This is a genomic window from Polyangium jinanense (genome assembly GCF_028435365.1).
In genome coordinates this window covers 83,161-101,064 of the sequence record NZ_JAGTJJ010000001.1, presented here as the reverse complement: position 1 = coordinate 101,064, position 17,904 = coordinate 83,161, and the positions used below count along the sequence as shown (strand labels likewise).

The 17,904-nt window shown below is 68.6% G+C and carries 13 protein-coding genes and 1 pseudogene; 3 read left to right on the top strand and 11 right to left on the bottom strand.

What is annotated here, in order from left to right:
- Positions 1 to 39: 39 nt before the first annotated feature.
- The 8 genes and pseudogenes from KEG57_RS00340 to KEG57_RS00305 form a co-directional block, all read right to left on the bottom strand.
- Positions 40 to 2,166 (bottom strand): serine/threonine-protein kinase, encoded by a 2,127-nt coding sequence (locus KEG57_RS00340; RefSeq protein WP_272418680.1) that lies wholly within the window; start codon positions 2,164 to 2,166, stop codon positions 40 to 42.
- Positions 2,167 to 2,212: 46 nt separating this feature from the next.
- Positions 2,213 to 3,007, bottom strand: a complete 795-nt coding sequence (locus KEG57_RS00335) for a PhzF family phenazine biosynthesis protein (RefSeq protein ID WP_272418681.1) — start codon at positions 3,005 to 3,007, stop codon at positions 2,213 to 2,215.
- Between the two features lie 21 nt (positions 3,008 to 3,028).
- Positions 3,029 to 3,580 (bottom strand): sensor histidine kinase, encoded by a 552-nt coding sequence (locus KEG57_RS00330; RefSeq protein WP_372518168.1) that lies wholly within the window; start codon positions 3,578 to 3,580, stop codon positions 3,029 to 3,031.
- A 12-nt stretch (positions 3,581 to 3,592) separates the two neighbouring features.
- Positions 3,593 to 4,879 (bottom strand): annotated as a pseudogene (locus KEG57_RS00325) (MEDS domain-containing protein); the annotation flags it as partial.
- Positions 4,880 to 5,134: 255 nt separating this feature from the next.
- Positions 5,135 to 6,697: a glycoside hydrolase 5 family protein gene (locus KEG57_RS00320; protein WP_272418682.1), complete on the bottom strand. Its 1,563-nt coding sequence runs from the start codon at positions 6,695 to 6,697 to the stop codon at positions 5,135 to 5,137.
- Between the two features lie 57 nt (positions 6,698 to 6,754).
- Positions 6,755 to 9,127 carry a DUF1592 domain-containing protein gene (locus KEG57_RS00315; RefSeq protein ID WP_272457978.1) on the bottom strand — a complete coding sequence of 791 codons (2,373 nt, stop codon included), beginning with the start codon at positions 9,125 to 9,127 and terminating at the stop codon, positions 6,755 to 6,757.
- Between the two features lie 32 nt (positions 9,128 to 9,159).
- The gene (locus tag KEG57_RS00310) at positions 9,160 to 10,437 is read right to left on the bottom strand and encodes a DUF1552 domain-containing protein (protein ID WP_272418684.1); all 1,278 of its coding nucleotides are present in this window, start codon (positions 10,435 to 10,437) and stop codon (positions 9,160 to 9,162) included.
- Between the two features lie 93 nt (positions 10,438 to 10,530).
- Positions 10,531 to 11,460, bottom strand: coding sequence for a hypothetical protein (locus KEG57_RS00305; protein ID WP_272418685.1), 930 nt, complete (start codon positions 11,458 to 11,460; stop codon positions 10,531 to 10,533).
- A 190-nt stretch (positions 11,461 to 11,650) separates the two neighbouring features.
- On the opposite strand from KEG57_RS00305, the gene KEG57_RS00300 reads away from it, so the two are divergent.
- The 3 genes from KEG57_RS00300 to fghA all read left to right on the top strand — a co-directional run bounded on the left by KEG57_RS00300 (position 11,651) and on the right by fghA (position 14,347).
- Positions 11,651 to 12,295, top strand: a complete 645-nt coding sequence (locus tag KEG57_RS00300; protein WP_272418686.1) for a class I SAM-dependent methyltransferase — start codon at positions 11,651 to 11,653, stop codon at positions 12,293 to 12,295.
- Positions 12,296 to 12,374: 79 nt separating this feature from the next.
- Positions 12,375 to 13,463 carry an aldo/keto reductase gene (locus KEG57_RS00295; protein WP_272418687.1) on the top strand — a complete coding sequence of 363 codons (1,089 nt, stop codon included), beginning with the start codon at positions 12,375 to 12,377 and terminating at the stop codon, positions 13,461 to 13,463.
- Positions 13,464 to 13,504: 41 nt separating this feature from the next.
- On the top strand, positions 13,505 to 14,347 hold the full coding sequence (fghA, locus tag KEG57_RS00290; RefSeq protein ID WP_272418688.1) for an S-formylglutathione hydrolase: 843 nt from the start codon (positions 13,505 to 13,507) through the stop codon (positions 14,345 to 14,347).
- A 24-nt stretch (positions 14,348 to 14,371) separates the two neighbouring features.
- On the opposite strand, the gene KEG57_RS00285 is transcribed toward fghA, so the two are convergent.
- The 3 genes from KEG57_RS00285 to kamD all read right to left on the bottom strand — a co-directional run bounded on the left by KEG57_RS00285 (position 14,372) and on the right by kamD (position 17,891).
- Complete coding sequence (locus KEG57_RS00285) at positions 14,372 to 15,379, bottom strand: hypothetical protein (protein ID WP_272457976.1); 1,008 nt, start codon at positions 15,377 to 15,379, stop codon at positions 14,372 to 14,374.
- Positions 15,380 to 15,582: 203 nt separating this feature from the next.
- Entirely contained in the window at positions 15,583 to 16,338 is a 756-nt protein-coding gene (gene kamE / locus KEG57_RS00280; RefSeq protein ID WP_272418690.1) for a lysine 5,6-aminomutase subunit beta, read from the bottom strand.
- 2 nt (positions 16,339 to 16,340) lie between these two features.
- A complete protein-coding gene (gene kamD, locus KEG57_RS00275; protein ID WP_272457975.1) occupies positions 16,341 to 17,891 on the bottom strand; it encodes a lysine 5,6-aminomutase subunit alpha in 1,551 nt (516 codons plus the stop codon).
- Positions 17,892 to 17,904: the final 13 nt, after the last annotated feature.

The following is a 17,904-nucleotide window of genomic DNA, read 5'->3' as shown; positions in this document are numbered from 1 at the left end:
CCATTGACGGCGATGGCGATTGCAGAAGGACTGGAATTCCTATGTCCGCAAAATCGCCCCGCCTCCGACCGCGTCCACGACGCGCACCCCGCCCGGGGGAAAGCCGATCGCCACGAGCCGCGGCGCGCCCTTGGGTTGCGTATGATAACGCTTCCACACGGGCGAGACACCGCCGCCGTGCCGTCGGAAGACCTCCCGCTCGGTGACGAGCCAAGGGACGCCCTCGTCGTCGAGGCCCATCGCCACGGGAATGCCCTCCGCCTCGGAGGCCTCGACCGCGGAGCCGGCACGATCGAAGCGCATCACGATGCCCACGCCCGCGGCCCACGCCTCGCCCTCGGCGCCCGCCACGCAAAGGAGCAAGGCGGGTTTGTCGTTCAAGCTCGCCGCGGAGGAGCGGACCTCCTGATCGTATCCAATCCACAAGGCGCGCGCCTTCTTGCCGCGCAAGCTGCCCGCGACGAAGAAGCCGAGCGGGCCCGAGGCAATCGCGGAGACCTCGCCGCCGAGCGGCAAGAGCAGCGGTTCGGCCCAGCGCACGCCGTCATTCGAGAGCCAGAGCTCCGGCCCGCCCTCGCCCGCGTCGGCCGTCACGACCCCGAAGGCGCGGCCGTCGCCGAGCGCCGCTACGATCGGACCGACGGGCCCCTCGTCCGCGCGCCGGGGCAACGTGCCCTGCACGAACGATTCGCCGCGCTGCAGAAGGACGTGGGCCGGGCCCACGAGCGCAATGCCGCCGCCCGGGCCACGCACGAGCCAACGCGACGCGGCGATCTGCGCTCGATAAGGCCGGGGGACGTCGACGGAGAAGGTGCGCGGTTCCTTTTTGGACAAACCATGCAGCTCGCTGCCCGAGCGCGCGAATCCCCAGGGGCCCGGGAGGAAGACGACGCCGTCTGGCGAAAGGAGGAGCGGCTTTTCGCTCGTGGTCCGCGGCGGCGCGAGCGCGTCCATCGCCGCGAACACCTCCTCCTCGGACGGCAGAATACGCGTCTTGCGGAACGAGGTCATCGGCTGGTGCTCGCGCGCCGCGATTTCGATCCACCGCGCCGCGGCCGCTTCGAGGGGCGGGAGCAGCGCCTCGGCGAAGGCGTCGATCGAGGGGAATCGCGGCGGCGAGCCCTCGAACATGGATGCGCCGAGCAATTTGCGGGCGTGTGGCTCGTAAAACGTGGCGCCGTCGAGTCCCCACGTCCCCTCGGGCAATACCGGCGAGGCGCCCTGCCGGAGCGCGAGATCGATCGCGCCGAGGAGCTCCTCCGCCGCCAGAAAGCCGCGGTGGAGCTTCTTCGCCGTGCGCAGGCTGCGACGCTCGCCCACGTACCACGAAGGCATCGAGCGGCACCACTCCTCGCCCGTGAGCATGAACCAGATCGTGGAGGCGAGCGCGTGCACGTCGGTCCACGGGCCGACGAGCGGATTGCGCCGCGCGGGGGCAACCGACGAGAGCGCCTGCTCGGGGCCGCCATACCCGAGCGTGATCCCCTGCACCGTGGCGAGCGTGAGGCCGTCGACACGCGCGATGCCGCAATCGGCGATCTTCGGCGTCTCGTCGTCGAGCGGGCCCGCGACGAATACGTTGTCGGGCTTGAGGTCCCGGTGGAGGATGCCGAGGCCGTGGAGGACGCGGACGCCTTCGAGCATGCCACGCGCGAGGCGAAACGCGCGCACTGGATCCACACCCGTCTCGCGGGCCTTGTACACGCGGTCGGTGAGCGTCGCGCCCTCGCTCGACGCTTCCACGTATTCGAGCGCGATCCAGGGGAGCACGAGGGGCGATTCCCCTTCCAGTGCGACGAGGGCGCTGCCGTGCCCGTAATAACCGATCACGAATTCGCTGGGCGGGACGAGGTTCTTCACCCGATCGAGCGCCTCGATCTCGCGCTGGGCGAGATCCCGGCTCGTCATGCCCATCTGCGAGAGGCCCTGCTCGGTCCCCGGCTTGACGAGCTTCACCGCGACCCGCGAGGGCGCGAGCTCCGAGAGCCCGGGCGCCGCAAAATCCGCGTCACGCTCGGCGAGGAATACGGCGGACATTCCGCCGGAGCCGAGCCACTGCACGAGGGAGAGGCCCGAGGGCTCGCCGGTCTCGGGGTCGACGAGCGCAGGTTTGTCGTCGGCGAGATCGGTGAGCTCGAGGTCGGTGCACCGCAGAACGGGAATCATGAGCCGCCCGCACGATACCTTGCCGCGCGGCGTCAGGGAAGCCGGTTCAGAAGCGCATCCGGCCTTCGATCACGAGCACCGCGCCCCCCGCGAGCAGGACGCGATCGCCGGCGAGCGTACAGTCGAGCTCGCCCCCACGCGCGCTCACCTGCCGCGCCCGGAGCCGCGCGCGGCCGAGCGTGGAGGCCCAGAGGGGCACGAGCGTGCAATGCAGCGATCCCGTCACGGGATCCTCGGGGACGCCCTTCGCCGGCGCGAAGAAGCGCGACACGAAATCGACGTCCGCGTCGATTCCCGTGCCTTTTGCAGTGACGCCCACCGCGAACGTCTCGAGCGCCGCGATCTTCGCCATGTCGGGCCGGAGCGCGCGCACGTCCTCGGCGCTCTCGTAGACGGCCACGATGTCACGCGCGGCATGGGCCGCGATCGGCCGCTTGCCAAGCGCCTCGGCGAGCGCGTCCGTCACGTGCGTGGGCGCGGGCGGGCGCGCGGGCAGGTCGATCGAGAGCAGGCCCTCGGCGCGTCGCACGACGAGCTGGCCGCTCCGCGTGTGGAACGAGACGAAAGGGAGGTCCGGCGAGAGGAGCTCGAGGACCACGTATCCCGCGGCGAGCGTGGCGTGTCCGCAGAGGTCGACCTCGACCGAGGGCGTGAACCAGCGCAGCTCGTGGCGCTCGTCCTTCCGCACGATGAATGCGGTTTCCGAGAGGTTGTTCTCCGCGGCGATCGCCTGGAGCGTCTCGTCGGGGAGCCACGCGGGCAGGGGACACACGGCCGCGGGGTTGCCGGCGAAGGGGCGGAGCGTGAAGGCGTCGATCTGGTAGAGCGGGATCTCGGTCACGGGTCTCCTCCGAAAAGACGTTTACCATGATACGTCGGAGCAGACACCGGCCGCATTCGCGCGGAGGGCGAGCGCCTCGGGCACATGCGCCCCGTGCACCGGCAAACGTACGACGAATTCGCTGCCCTTGTCCTTGCCGTCGCTATGGGCCGTGACGCTCCCGCCGTGGAGCGTGACCATGCTGCGCACGATCGCGAGCCCGAGCCCGAGCCCGAGCCCGCCTTGCGAGCGGTCGAGCGCTTGTTTTTCCTGGGTGAAGAGGTCGAAGACCTGCGCGAGCATCTCCTTCGCGATCCCGATGCCGCTGTCCTTCACACGCAAAACGACGTCCGCGTCCTCGCGCGAGGCCGTCACCACGATCCGCCCGCCGGGCTCGGTGTATTTCGCCGCATTCGTGAGGAGGTTCGAGACGACCTGCGCGAGCCGCCGGGGATCCCCATGCACGGCGAGCCCCTCGCGCGGGACCGTGAGCGTCAGGCGGTGCGCTCGTTGCTCGAGGAGCGGGCTCACCATTTCGACGGCCCGCCCCACGACCTCGCTGAGCTCGATAGGCTCGCGGGAGAGCTCCACCATGCCGCGCGTGATGCGCGAGACGTCGAGCAGGTCGTCGACGAGGCTCACGAGGTGCCGGACCTGCCGCTTGATGACCGTGACTTCTTTTTCGGCGCCGGAGGCGCCCCGCATTTGCAAGAGCTCGAGCGCGGTCACGATCGGCGACAAGGGGTTGCGCAATTCATGGCCGAGCATGGCCAGAAATTCGTCCTTGGCGCGGTCGGATTGCTCGGCCCGCCGGCGCGCCTGGTTCGCCTCTTCATAGAGGCGCGCCCGATCGAGGGCGATGCCGAGCTGACGCGTGACGTCGTCGAAGAGGGCGCGCTCGTGCGAAGCGAAGGTCCGCTCGTCGTGGTAACCAAAAGCGACCGCGCCGAGCCTGCGGCCGCCGGCACTGATCGGGAGGACGGCAAGGGCCCGAGGCGTCGAGGCGACCGCCGGAGGGAATCGCTCGGCGATGGCATGGGGCGTCGAAAGAAACGAGGCGGTCCCAGCCTGGAATGTCGCGACGAGTGGCTCCGTGTCCTCGATGCGATCCCCGAGAAAGCGAAGCTCGGCCATCTCCGCGTCGATGAGCGCGAGGGCGCAGAAATCGGCGCCGACGCTGGCCCGGATGTCGCGGTCCATCACCTGCGCAATGGCCGCAGGATCGCCCGCTTCGGAGAGCGCCGCCGTGATGGTTTGCAGGCGCGCGAGCTGCTCGGCGATCCTCCGTGCGGCGTGCTCCTTTTGCGTGAGCTCCTCGAAGGCCGGCTCCGCCGCCGCGCTCGCCCCTGCACCTTCCGCGAGGTGTGCGAGCGCGGCCGTGGCGCACTGCACGGAATCCCACGAGCCAGTGCGGCGGGCGAGCGCGATGTCGTGATTGCGGACGACGTCGAGGATTGCGTCGGGCGCGCAGCGGCTGAGCGAATACGTACAAACCGCGATGATCCGCCGGCCGTGGAATCCCTGGTGGACGCAGGCCTCGTAGGAGACGAAACTGTCCCAGTCCTTGGGCTCGACGAAACTCGTGTTTCCGGTGAGGCGGAGGCCGGAGAAGCCGCGGCGAAGGGCCTCGGCTTCGCGATCGAGCCAGCGCTGCAAGACGGCATCCTGGGAGAGGTTTCCCTCGCGGAGATACCAATCCGTGTGGTCCAGGATCTCCAGTTGGCCCTTGCGCTCGTAATCTTCGAGGTTGGGAACCACGGCGCGGAGGGCCTCGCGCGCCTCGGCCGCCCGCAGGGGCTCTGCGGCGATCCAGAGGCACTGCTGGCCATGGGCGAGCCCGAACTGGAAGTAGGGGATCAGCGTGTCGAGAAGCTCCTTTTGGCCCCGATAGAACTGGCAGACGTGCGCGCCTCACGGCAGCTCGCCGAGCGGAGGAGCCCCAGCGGAAGCCGCGCGCAGCGTCGTTTTGGGCATCGGGACAGCCATGGGAGAATGGTACGGAAATACCAAGAGCCCGGCAACGCCCATATTTGGCAAAGGGGCTCCAGGTTCTCCGGTGATGGGCGTCCTTCCTAAAGGCCCGCGCTTTTCGAAGGGGGCGCTGTACGCTTTGTCATGAATGTCGGGGTAGCGAGCGAATGTACGAGGTCAAAGGGTTGACGGCGAGGCGCGTTTGTCGAACACCATGACCACGTCGGCCCCCGGGAGAGCGACCTCCACTCCGGTTTGTCCGGCATGCACCACGTCCTCGAACGATTGCCCTGTTTCGAGGTCGATGGTCGTGCGATGGTAGGCGCCTTCGTCGAGACGAGCGCCGAGGATACGAATGCTCCTCGGGGAAGCGGCCGTGATCCGGATCGTCAGCCAATTTCGCTCCCCGAGCGCGAGTGCGGGCGAGGGCGGGATGACGACGATGGGGCGGCTCTCGGCGCGAGGATGAAGGGCCAGGCGGCTTCTGTCGAGCACTTTCGCCGCGGTCCGAAATTCGCCGTAAAGATCATGCTTTTCGACGAGATCCCAGTACCAGAACATGGGCGTGCCGGCCTGATTGCGGAGCATGCCGGCATAGATGGCGTCGCGGACGAAGGCACGAAGGTTCACCTGCGCGGGGTGCGACGGGCCGATCTCGCCAAAAAAGGCCGGCGCGCGGGTCGGGAGCCAGCCGAGGCGCGCGAAGAGCGTGACGGCGTCCGTGTAGAGGTGGGGTTGGAGGAAGTCCATGGCGCGCCACGTCGACGGCGGCGCGAGCAGCGCGCTCGTGGTCACCGGATGGCCGTAGGGATCGAGGGCGCGGATGTAGTGCGCCATTTCGTCGTGCCACGCCGTGATGTCCGAGAATCGCCCGGCGAACGAGGCATCCGTCCACTCGACCTCGTTCCAGAGCTCCCAGGCGAAGAGGGACGGCGAATGCGAGAAGCGGGCGACGGCGTGGCGGAGCCACATTTTCATGCGCCGCTTCGCCTCGGCGTCCGCGAAGACGTCGGCCGCGTCCGTCAAGAAGCCGCCGCGGGCCGCATTCCACGGATGATCGGGCCAGTTCGGGTTGACGAGGGTGCTGAAGGATCCGTGATTGAAGAGGACCATTTGCATCGAGATGCCCGCCTTTTCGCAGGCCCCGAAGAGGGCATCCCATTTCGCGAGCGCCGGCGGCCAGAGACGATCCCGCGGCGCCGCCGGATCATCCACGGGCCAGAACGGGTTTTTCCCGTCCCAGGAGCTCGCCCAGATGCGCGTCCACTGGATCCCGGCCGCGCCCATGCGCGCGAGCTGCTCGGCCATGGGCGGCATGTCCGGCATCTGCCAGCCGAGATTGAAGCCGAGCGGGTAATACGGCGTGCCGTCGTCCCACACGAAGCGGTTTGGATTGCGCGCGTCGATGCGGAGGAAGCCGCGCGGCAGGCGGTCGTCGAGACGAACGTACGCACTCCGGGCCTCGATGGGCTGGAGGACCCCATTGCGATAGAGGAGCGGGCGATACGGCCCGGGCCGCGGCGCGACGAGGACGGCCGCGTAGGCGGAGGTCCCGTCCGGGTACGCGATACGCTCGAAGCGCTCGCCGTTCGCAGAGATGAAGACGACGCGGACGTCGTTTTCTTCAGGATCGTAGGGATTGCCCGGGAACGCCGCCTCGAATCGCGCGACGGCGGGGCCGTACCAGGTCGTGGGGAGATCCACGACGGGATCGGCGAGGGCGGGCGGCGCGGGGACCATGGTCTCCGCGAACCGTAGGGCCCGCCCGTCCGGATCGAAAGTCGGCCTTCTCGTCGTTCAGCGCGTCGCGACGAAGCCGAAGCTCGTGGCCTGGCCCGGCGCGAGGGTGGCATTGTGTGCGGCGCCGACGAAGTGTGTCGTGCCGTCCGTCACCGTATAGCCCGCATTCCAGATGTTGTCGATCGTGCCGTCGACCTGCATCGGGATGGACCAGGTGAGGCTTTCTTTTCCGATGTTCGTGACCTCGACCGTGAGCTGATACCCGCTGCCCCAATCGCTGTCGACGGTGGTCGCCACGACGTACGGGAGCGTGGGGCCGGGATCACCGCCGCCCGCGCCCGCGCCGCCGGAGCCGGTGGGATCGCCACCTCCCGCGCCGCCGGCGCCGGAGCCGCCCGCGCCCGTGGGATTGCCGCCGGGCTCCGGGGGATCCGCGACGCGCTCGGTGAAATGCGAGGTGCGCGTGAGCGCGACGAGGAGGTCGAGGACACGGAGGTTTCCTTTCTGGAATTCGTCCGCGACCTGGCTGGAAAGGCAAGCGAGCCGGCCCTCGTCGAGCTGTCCGTACGCATAACGAAGCCACGAGCGCGCATAACAACCCTGCGCGTCGGCGCTGCCCGCGAGGACGGAGGCGAGCTCGGGGACACCCACGAACGAGCCCGTGGTGGACGGGGCCGAGAGGATCTCGCCAGAGGCGTCGATCGGCAGGCCATTCTCGTCGGCGCGATACCGGCCGATGCCATCGAAATGCTCGAAGGCGAAGCCGATGGGGTCGACGAGGTCGTGGCAGCTCTTGCAGAGCTCGACGGTGGTGTGCGCCGCGTAGCGCTCGCGGGTGCTCTTCGTCGGATCGACAGGCGGCGGCTCGGCGACGACGCCGGGCGGCGGCGGCGGCAAGGGCTGGCAAAACAGGCGTTCGCGGACGAGCTTGCCGCGATGGACGGGCGAGGAGCCGGCCGGTTTTCCGTGCGTGGCGAGGACGCTGCCGTGCGAGAGGATGCCGGCGCGGCCGGAGCCTTCGAGCTCGACCCTGCCGAAATCGTTTTCGCCCCCGGCGCCCGCGGGCGCGGGCAAACCGTAATAAGCCGCGAGTTTCGGGCTCACGAAGGTGTAGGGGGCATCGAGCAGCTCCGCGATCGTGCCTTCACCATTGCGGATGACGTGGCGCACGAAGATGCGCGTCTCCTCGATCATGGCGGCGCGGATCTCGGCGTTCCATTCGGGGTAGGTGGCGGAGTCCTTGGGCGCGGCTTCGATCCGATCGAGCTCGAGCCAGGCAATGGCGAACCGCTCGAGGATCTCGTCGCTCCGGGGATCCTCGAGGAGGCGCTTGGCCTGGGCCTCGATCTGCTCCGGCGTGCCGAGCGCATTCGCGTCGGCGGCGGCGAAGAGCTCGTCGTCCGGCATCGTGCCCCAGAGCATGTAGGAGAGCTCGGTGGCGATCTCGTAGGGGGTCAAACGAACGCGGCCACCCTCGCTGGTGACGGATTCGTCGCCGAGCTCGGTGCGATAGAGGAAATGCGGCGACTGGAGCATGGCCGTGATCACGGCCTCGATGCCCTCGTTGAAGCCCTCCTTGGAGGCGATCGTCTGGTAGAGCGCGAGGTAACGCTTGCTGTCGTCTTCGCTGAGCGGGCGGCGGAAGGCGCGCTTGCCGAACGTCTCGACGAACGTCTTCGCGCAGGCCTCGGGGCCGGCGGCGACGGGGTCGCACGGCAGGATGCTCGAAGGGTTCGTCAGGGCAAGCGTTGCGATCTCCTCGGCGGCGCGGCGGACCTGGTCGGCGAAGAGCGGGCTCACGCGGAGCGCGTCTTCGTTGTTGTCGAAGCCGCCGATGACGATGTCGGGGACGAAGGAGGCGCCCCATTGCGACTCGATGCCGAAGAGCTCCGCGATCGTGGCGTCGTATTCGCCGCGGGTGAGGCGCCGGAGGACACGCGGTCCTGGCTGCACGGTGGTGCAAGCGGCGGACGGCGCGGCGCAGCCTTCGCCGCGGGTTGTGCGCGTGATGAAGAGCGAGAGCGTCGCGTAATCAGGGCTGCCCGGCTCGACGATGGTGCCGCCGGGGTGGCCATTCGGGTGCTGGCCCGAGGGGCGCGAGAGGAGGACCGAGACGCCAGCGGGCTGGTCGACGGCGAGCGCGCGAGCCACTTCGAGATTCTTTTCGAGGGCGTCGGGCTCGCTCCGCGGCGTGAGGACGAGGCGGCTCTTGCCGGCCATGCCCGTCGCGCTGTGGCAGACGAAGCATTTCTTTTCGAGCAGGGGCTCGTAGATGTTGTTCTCGAAGAACGCGAGGTCGTCCGGACAACCGACTACGCCGGGCGCCCCCTCTTTTTCGTCTTCCCCGCCGAGGCAGCCGGCGAAGGCGGCCGTGAGGGCGAGGGCGCCCGTGATCCGGATCGAATTCGAGCGAAGGAAAGTGCGCAGCATGGCCATGGCTCCCACGTTTCTAAAAAAGGGTTTCACGCGAAGAGCTCCGGCAGGGGACCCGAGCCTTTTGCCGGATCGCCGAAGGTCTTGTTGTCGAGGCCGAGGGCGTGGCAGACGGAGACGAGGAGGCGGTTGTGCGGCGCGCCGCCGAAGCTCAGATACCGGCCCGTGGAGAGGCCGCCGCCGCCCGCGAGGACGAACGGCACGGACTTGCAATCGTGGAGGCGGCTGTCGCCGAGCTCCTTGCACCAAAGGACGACGGTGGAATCGAGGAGCATGCCGCCCTGCGGATCGGGCGTGGTGGCGAGGCGCTCGAGGAGGTAGGCGAACTGCTCGGCATACCAGCGCTCGGTGGCGATGAACTCGGCGACGCCCTTGGAGTTACTGTCGTCGCTGTGGGAGAGGCCGTGGTGGCCCTCGGCGACGCCGAGCCAGCTCATGACGACGGGCCCGACGGTGTGGTTCCATTGCACGGACGCGACGCGCGTCATGTCGCAGGCGAGCGCGAGGACGAGCAGATCCATCTGGGATTTGCCGATCGTGGGGAACGCGTCGTTATCGTAGGTGCCGACCGAGGGCGGGGCCGCGGGCGGGGCGCAGAGCGGGCCTTCGAGGCCGGATTCGAGTTTCTTCAGGGATTCGAGGTGCTCGTCGAGTTTCTCGCGCTCCTGCGAGCCGACGCGGCCGCGCAAGGTGCCGAGCTCGCCGCGGAGCAGGTCGAGGATGCTCTTTTTGCGGGCGAGGGCCGCGTCGAGCTCCCCCGGACCGCCGACGGCGTCGCCGAACATGCGGGTATAAACGCTCTTCGGGCTGTCGTCGGGCGGGACGAACTGGCCGGGGCCCGCGTAGGAGATGCGGGTCTGGATGCCGCCGCCCCAGGCGCTCGTCTGCACGCCGAGCTCGAGGGAGGAGAATCGATCGTTCTGGCCGATGCGGGAGGCGACGTATTGATCGAGGCTCTTGCCCGCGGTCTCCGTGCCGACGGTGCCTCCGCCGGTGAGCATGGCGCCCATGCCGGCTTCGTGGTTGTCGACGCCGTGGAAATCGATGCCGTCGCACACGATGAGGCGGCTCTTGTGCGCGGCGAGCGGCTCGAGGATGCTGCCCGCGGGGAACGAGAAGTTCGACCCGCTGCCGCTCGGGCGCCAGTGCTTGTGAATGGTGCCGTTTGGCGAGAAGAACACGACGAGGCGACGGGCCGGCGTCGCGTTTTCGGCGCGAATATCACGCTCGAGGAGGCCGAGGACGGGGGCGGCGACGAGGGCCGCGCCCATGCCCGAGAGGAAGCGTCGACGGTTCCAGTGCTTCATGCCCCGGCCCCATCGCAACGGGCATGCCGGGGCGAGAGGATCAGGAAATCGGCCGGAAACGAAGCGCCCGGGGGAGAGGGGTGATCCGCTCGTTCATGGGGGGGTGATCGGGGCCATCACCCTGGCGCGGGACGATCCGTCGAACGGGAGGGGGCCGCCGAAGAAGGCCGCGGCGCCGCCGGGCAGGGGCGTGATGGCAAAGGCGGTCGTGGGGGTTTTTCCGGGCGAATTCTGGGGGCGGGTGAACCAGAGGACCGTGGCGACGCCCAGGGAGACGACGGACACGCCGAGGGAGACGTTGGCGAGAATGAGCTTGGTACGTACGGGATCGACGAGGTCGTCCGTACAGCGCGGCGCACAGGTCCTGTCGAGGTGATCGTAATCGCTCTTCGCGCTCACGGCGAGGCCGGTGAATGCCGCGGCGCCCGCGAGGGCCACGCCGCCGAGGACGAGGGGCGCGAGGGGAAGGGGGCGCGGCGGAGGCGCGGCGGGCGCAGGGGTTTTGGGCGGAGGAGGCGCGGGGGGCGTGAATCGAACGGAGAGGCGACGGCGGTGTTCGCCTTCGCGGAGGACGATTCGCTCCTCGACGAAAGGGGCGCCCGGCCACTCGTAACGGAGGCGGTGTTCGCCGGGATCGAGGGGGATCGCTTTGCCGTCGAGGGACGCGGCGAGCTCGCGTTCACCTTCGAGGACGCGGACGTTGGTGAGGTCCTGGCCTTCGGGGCCGCGGGCCTCGAGGACGATGGAGGGGGTGCGCTCGTCGAGGTCGGCGAGCCAGTCGGCGCAGTCCTTGCGGATGATGGGCGGACAGGCTTCCGCGGCGCAAGCGAGGAAGCGCTCGCGCGCGGCGAGGAGCTTGCCCTGGTCGCGCAGCTCCTGGCCTTGCTCGGAGGCGTCGGCGCAGGCCTGTTTTTGCTCGTCGGAGGGCCCCGGAGGCGCGGCCGCCGCGGCGCGCGGGCAGGCCCCGACGAGGCCCGCGAGGGCAAAGGGAAGGAGGCAAAGGGGCGCTTGGGAGGGACGCATGGCGCGAGGTCGACGACGGCGGATCCTTCTTTCCTACCGCTCGTGTCCGCCGGCGTCGAGCCTTCCGGTCGAAGCGCCCCGCGGCAGGCCGCGAAGAAGCCGCGCACGAAAGCGCGCGCGCAAAACCTTGCCGCCGAGGAGGCGCCGCCGCATGGAGAGGGACCAACCGGAAACACCGAGGAGAGGTGTGATGGCAAGCGAAGGCGAAGGCGAAGGAACGAGGGACGTGACGGCTCCACCGGAGCCCTCGGCGTTCCACCATGCCTACGAGGAGGGCGTGCACGCGCCCTGGGACATCGGCCGGCCGCAAGCGGACATCGTGGCGCTGGCGGAGGCGGGGGCCTTCCACGGCGACGTGCTCGACGTGGGCTGCGGGCCGGGCGACAACGCGATTTTCCTCGCGGCGCGGGGGCACGCGGTGACGGGGCTCGACATGGTGGAGAACGCGCTTTCGAAGGCCCGGACGCGCGCAGAGCGGAGCTCCGTGCCCGTGCAATTCGTGCGCGGCAATGCGCTGGAGCTCGAGATGCTCGGGCGGACGTTCGATACGGTGCTGGATTCGGGGCTGCTCCACGTGTTCGGCAGCGAGATGCGTCCGCGATACGTGGAGAGCCTTTCGCACGTGGTTCGTCCGGGCGGCATGTATCACGCGCTCGTTTGGAGCGACAAGGAGCCGGGCACGGAGGGGCCGCGGCGGCTCTCGGAGGCGGATCTTCGCGCGGCATTCGCGTCCGGCTGGAAGGTGCGGCAGATCCGGCCGGCGCGGTTCGAGCACATGCTCGGCGGCAAGGGATACGCGGAGGCGTGGCTCGTGTCGATCGAGCGGACGGAGTAATCGATTCCGCCCGCGGCCCGGGCTCGCCCGACCGCGCCGCGGCACGTCCCCTGCAATGCCGGCCTCGTCGGGGGCTCGCATGGTGGCACGATTTACGCGGCGCACGTTCATCGGTTCGGTCGGCGTGGGCCTCGCGCTCACCGCATGTGCATCCACGCGAGACAATGGCGGCGGGTCGGGTTCATCGGATGCGCCGCCGCGCGGGCCGCGTCCCGGCGCGCCGCGAGAAGGGGACATCCCGCTCCCGGCCGGCGCGACGATGCCGACGCGTGTGCTCGGCCGGACGGGCGAGCGCGTGAGCGTGGTGGGGCTCGGGGGGTTCCACGTCGGGATGCAAAAAGACCCCCAGGAGAGCATCCGCATCATCCGGATGGCGCTGGATCACGGGGTCAATTTCCTGGACAACTGCTGGGATTACAACGACGGCGAGAGCGAGCGCCGCATGGGTGTGGCACTCCAGGATGGATACCGGCAGAAGGCGTTCCTGATGACGAAGCTCGACGGCCGCACGCGGCAATCGGCGGCCGAGCAGCTCGATCAATCGCTGAAGCGGCTGCGCACGGACGTGATCGATCTCGTGCAGATCCACGAGGTGATCCGCGGAAGCGATCCGGCGCGGGTCTTCGGGCCGGACGGGATGATGGAGGCGCTCTTCGCGGCGAAGCAGGCCGGAAAGCTGCGGTACATCGGTTTTACCGGGCACAAGGATCCGGCGTACATGGTGGCCATGCTGAAGGCGGGGTTCGAGCACGGGTTCACGTTCGACACGGTGCAGATGCCGCTGAACCCGATGGATGCGCATTACAAGAGCTTCGAGAAGGATGTCTTGCCGGTTCTCGTGGAGCACGACATCGGCGTGCTCGGAATGAAGCCGCTGGCGTCGGGGATCCTGCTCGAGAGCGGCCTGGTGAGCGCGCCGGAATGCCTGCGGTATGCGATGTCCTTGCCGACGTCAGTGGTGATCACGGGCTGTGACACGGCGGGCGTGCTGGAGCAGGCGCTGCATACGGCCTATACGTTCGAGCCGTTGCGCAAGGAGGAGAAGGAGACGCTGCTCGCGCGGACGGCGCCGGCGGGCCGGAGCGGGCAGTACGAGCCGTTCAAGAATACCGAGCGCTTCGACGGGACCGAGAAGAACCCGAAGTGGCTGACGACCGCGGAGCTCTGAATTGCGCGGCAGGGGCTTGTTCGGGTAGTCTCGCAGCCGCCATGATGAACCCCTTCACCCAGGTCTCGACGAATCGCTCTTTCGGCGGCCACCAGAAGGTGCTGCGGCACGAATCACGCGCGCTCGGCTGTAGCATGAACGTGGGCGTCTACCTGCCCCCGCAGGTCGAGTCCGGGCGTTGCCCGGTGCTCTACTGGCTCTCCGGGCTCACGTGCACGGAGCAGAACTTCGTGACGAAGGCAGGCGTGCAGGAGCACGCGGCGCGGCACGGGATCATCGTGGTCGCGCCGGACACGAGCCCGCGCGGCGAGGGCGTGGCGGACGATCCGGCCTACGACCTCGGGCAAGGGGCCGGGTTTTACGTGGACGCGACCGAAGAGCCGTGGGTGCGGCATTATCGGATGCACCAATACGTGGCCGAGGAGCTGCCGGCGCTCGTGGAGGCGCACCTGCCGGCGCTCCCGGACCGTCGGGGGATCTTCGGGCATTCGATGGGCGGGCACGGCGCGCTCGTGCTCGCGCTGAAGCATCCGGGCCGGTATCGATCGGTGTCGGCATTTTCGCCGATCGTGGCGCCGAGCCGGGTGCCCTGGGGCGAAAAAGCGCTCTCCGCGTATCTCGGCGCGGACCGGGAGGTGTGGAAGGCGTGGGACGCGACAGCGCTCGTGCGCGAGGCGAAGGAGCGGCTTTCGATCCTGATCGATCAGGGGGACGCGGATCAATTCCTCGCGCGGGAATTGCAGCCGGAGCTGTTCCGGGAGGCGTGCGAGGCCGCGGGGCATCCGCTGACGCTGCGGATGCAGCCGGGGTATGACCACAGCTATTACTTCATCGCGACGTTCATGCGCGACCACGTGGAGCACCACGCGGCGGCGTTGCGATGAGTCCGATCCCGCCTACCAGGCGGCTCACTTGAAGACGCAGGAAGTGCCCCCGAGCCACTTGATGAAGATGTTCGAGTATTTGTGGTAGGCGCCCGGCTCGCTGGTCCCCTTGTAACGCATATCGTCGCGGTCGTGGCTCGCCTGGCAGTCGGACGCGAACAGCTTCCACGTCGCGACGCCCCCGTCCGAGACCCAGTAGGTGAGCTTGGTCTCCCAGGGATCCGACGGCGTCTCCTTCTGGAACGCCTCGAACAGCGTTTGGCCATTACACGAGAGGACGTGCTCCTTGGCCGCGCACGCGGTGGCGTACGGCGGACCGTAGTCGTCCGCGACCGGGTTGGTGCTCGCCGTGTGCTGGTGCGCCGTCACGGTGTCGGAGCTCGTCCAGAGGTGAAGCGAGCAATCGGCATAGTCCTCGACGTACTCCTCGATGAACGGGACGAAGGAGTTGTTCCAGCCGTACGTATAGGACCACTCGGTCGGGTTGTCGCAGTAGTAGCTCCCCACCATCGTCATGGGCGACGGCGTCTTCGGGACGCCGAGCGTGAACGGCTTCAGCGGCCGGTACTCCTCCATCGTGCGGGCGCCCCGATCGACGGCTGCGACGAGGTCGTCGGGCAACGCCATGTTCTCGGGTGCCACGGCGCGCAGGACCTCGGTGGGCGTCGTGTACGTATCGAGCACGCTCACCGCGCTCCCATCGGCGGGGAGCTCTTCCAGGACGCCCGTTTTCCCATTGCCCATGGCGCAGAACACGTACGTGGCGCCGGAGCGGGCATGCACCACGGCGAGGGTCTGATCCCCACACGGGGCGCTGTTGTCGCGGGCCTCCGGCTCCGGGAGGGCGCGCGCAGACGGCCCGTAGAAATCACCGTCGCCATTGAGCCGAGCGGACTCGGTATCGGCCATCGTCGGGACGAACGCCTCGTTCTCCGAGGTGTCCACGCCGACGCAGGCCATCGTGGAGGCTGCGAGAAGCAGGGGGAAGGTGAATGCGAGGCTGCCGGCCTTGGTGAGGGTCGTCTTGCTCATTGGAATCGTGCTCCCGGTTGTGGCCATTGCATCGTGGCCCGTGTGACCGAGTGCATCGCAACGAGCGTGCCGGAGCGCGTGACCCGTCGAAGAAGCCGATTTCCGAGGCGCGCGCGCGCCGGCAGGGGAGCGTTGTCACGCCCGCGTGACGGCGGGCGTCACGGCGGCGTACCAGTGTCACGACCGCGCAACAGGGTCGTCCTCTACCGCCTCGGATCGACCTGTTTCCCACGGGCGCGACGTAAAACCTCCTCGGCCACGAAGGCGGCGACATCCGAAGGCTTCGTGCCGGGGCCGAAGCCGCCTTCGTAGCCGAGCTCGAGCGCGAGCTTGTTGTCGATGCGCGGACCGCCGAGCAGCAGCAGGAAGTTGTCGCGGACGCCTTGTTTCTTCAGGAGATCGATGAGCGCCGCCGCGTTTTCCTTGTGGCAGTTGCGCTGCGTGATGACCTGCGAGACGAGGATCGCGTCGGCCCCGAGCGCCTTCGCGCGCTCGGCGAGCTCGACGTTCTCGACCTGCGCGCCGAGGTTGTGCGCGTCGAAGCACTTGTAGCTCTCGAGGCCCTTTTCCCCGGCGAATCCCTTGTAATTGAGGATCGCGTCGATCCCGACGGTATGCGCGTCCGAGCCGGTGCAGGCGCCGACCACGACGATCTTGCGGCCGAGCTCCTTGCCCATGGCCTCGATCTGCTCGCGGGAGAGCGGCTTCGCGGCGAGCTCGGCGACGTCGATGGTGTCGACGTCGATCTGGTGCGCGGAGTGCCCGTAAGCCACGAAATACGTGTGCTGCTGCGAGCATTGCTCCATCGTGGTGATGAGCGGGTCTTTCAGGCCGTGGGCCTCGGCGAAGCGCTTCGCCGCCTCCCGCGCGCGATCCCCGGGCAGGAGCGCGAGCGTGAAGGTCATTTGCACCATCCCGTCGCCTTCACGGTCTCCGTAAGCGCGTAGCCATTTCGCCATGGTCAGCGGCCTCCTTCGAGCTCGTCGAGGATCGGGTTCAAATACTCGGGATCACGCGCCACCACGCCGGCGTGCCCCTTTCCGCCCGTGCGCTTGCGCTTCACGTCGCCGAACGCACCCCGGCCGATCGCGTCCCAGATGCCTTCGCCCTTCACCTGGGCCAGAAGCTCGTGCGCGTTGTGCAGCACCTCCTTCGCGCGCCGCTCCACGATGCCGCCGGGCTTCCACTGGATCTCGTCGCCGAGGTGCCTGGCCGTGCCGAAGATGTATTTCGCGCTCTTCAGCGCGAGGAATCGGTCCATGAGCAGGGGCGTGTGGATCGCCTCGCTGAACATGCCGAGCAGCTCGATCGACTGGTGCGTCATGATGCCCGCGAGGTTGAACATCGCGTCGTGCACGTGGCTGTGGAAGACGTCGCCCGTCTTGAATTTCGTGGGCGGCATCCACTTGATCGGGTGCTTGTCGAAGATCTGTCGGATGAGCTGCGCCTGCGCGACCTCGAAGAGGAAGCTGTCCTCGAGCCAAGGGTCGATCTCGAACGCGTGCCCGAGGCCCATCTGCTCGTCCGAGAGCCCCGCACGCCGCGCGAACGCCTCGTTGATGAACTGCGAGGCGAGCACGGTGTGGGCTTTTTCGACCGCGTCCGCCGTCGTGAGGTAGTTGTCCTCGCCCGTGTTGATGACGATGCCGCTCCTCGCCACGATCCGGCGCGAGAAGTATTGATCGACGAACGTCCGCTCCATGTTGATGTCGCGGAACAGGATCCCGTACATCGCGTCGTTGAGGAGCATGTCGAGCCGCTCGACCGCCGCCATCCACGCGATTTCGCTCATGCACAGGCCCGACGAGTAGTTCGTCTGGGCGAGGTATTTGCCGGTCTCCTCGCTCGCCTCGTCCGCGGCCTTGCGGATGATGCGGAAGTTCTCCTGCGTGGCGTACGTCCCGCCATACCCCTCGGTCGTCGGGCCCTCGGGCACGTAATCGAGGAGCGATTGCGCCGTCGCGCGGATGACCGCGACGATGTCCGCCCCGGCGAACTTCGCGGCCTTGGCCTGGACCGCGTCGTCGTAGATGTTGCCGGTCGCGACGATGACGTATTTGAGCGGGAGCTCGGGCTCGGGGAAGCGGCTCTTGAACCGCGTGCGCGCGTGCCGAGCTTCGTCGATGCGGGCGATCGCCTTCTGCGTTTCGAGCTCCAGGGCGCCGCGGCATTCGTTCGTGGTGGGGCCGCCCTCGACGTCGAGCGAGGCGCCGCCGTAGGCGATCTGCTCGGCCGCTTCCTGCGCGGAGCTCGCGCCTTCGACGAGCGCGCGTCCGAGGAAGTAGGCGACGCCGCGGCCCGTGTGCCCCGCCTTGTGGATGCGGTCGACGAGCGCGTTCGCGAGCGGCGTGCCCTCGGGATCCGCGCCCGTGACGCCGTAGGCGCGCGCGACGGTGCGCTCGAGGCCCACGGTGGTGTGGCGGTCGATGAAGCGCTGGACGTCGTCGGCGATCGCGGCCGCCGCTGCGCGGCACGCGTCGACGGTCGCGTGATCGAGGGGGACCTTGGCCATGGCGCTCCGAGAT

What these genes read in the sequence shown, in the direction of transcription:
- KEG57_RS00320 (WP_272418682.1), bottom strand. Translation starts at nt 6,697, where the DNA reads ATGGTCCCCGCGCCGCCCGCCCTCGCCGATCCCGTCGTGGATCTCCCC.
- kamD (WP_272457975.1), bottom strand. Translation starts at nt 17,891, where the DNA reads ATGGCCAAGGTCCCCCTCGATCACGCGACCGTCGACGCGTGCCGCGCA.
- KEG57_RS00330 (WP_372518168.1), bottom strand. Translation starts at nt 3,580, where the DNA reads ATGGTGGAGCTCTCCCGCGAGCCTATCGAGCTCAGCGAGGTCGTGGGG.
- KEG57_RS00310 (WP_272418684.1), bottom strand. Translation starts at nt 10,437, where the DNA reads ATGAAGCACTGGAACCGTCGACGCTTCCTCTCGGGCATGGGCGCGGCC.
- KEG57_RS00285 (WP_272457976.1), bottom strand. Translation starts at nt 15,379, where the DNA reads ATGAGCAAGACGACCCTCACCAAGGCCGGCAGCCTCGCATTCACCTTC.
- fghA (WP_272418688.1), top strand. Translation starts at nt 13,505, where the DNA reads ATGATGAACCCCTTCACCCAGGTCTCGACGAATCGCTCTTTCGGCGGC.
- KEG57_RS00315 (WP_272457978.1), bottom strand. Translation starts at nt 9,127, where the DNA reads ATGCTGCGCACTTTCCTTCGCTCGAATTCGATCCGGATCACGGGCGCC.
- KEG57_RS00305 (WP_272418685.1), bottom strand. Translation starts at nt 11,460, where the DNA reads ATGCGTCCCTCCCAAGCGCCCCTTTGCCTCCTTCCCTTTGCCCTCGCG.
- KEG57_RS00300 (WP_272418686.1), top strand. Translation starts at nt 11,651, where the DNA reads ATGGCAAGCGAAGGCGAAGGCGAAGGAACGAGGGACGTGACGGCTCCA.
- KEG57_RS00295 (WP_272418687.1), top strand. Translation starts at nt 12,375, where the DNA reads ATGGTGGCACGATTTACGCGGCGCACGTTCATCGGTTCGGTCGGCGTG.
- kamE (WP_272418690.1), bottom strand. Translation starts at nt 16,338, where the DNA reads ATGGCGAAATGGCTACGCGCTTACGGAGACCGTGAAGGCGACGGGATG.
- KEG57_RS00340 (WP_272418680.1), bottom strand. Translation starts at nt 2,166, where the DNA reads ATGATTCCCGTTCTGCGGTGCACCGACCTCGAGCTCACCGATCTCGCC.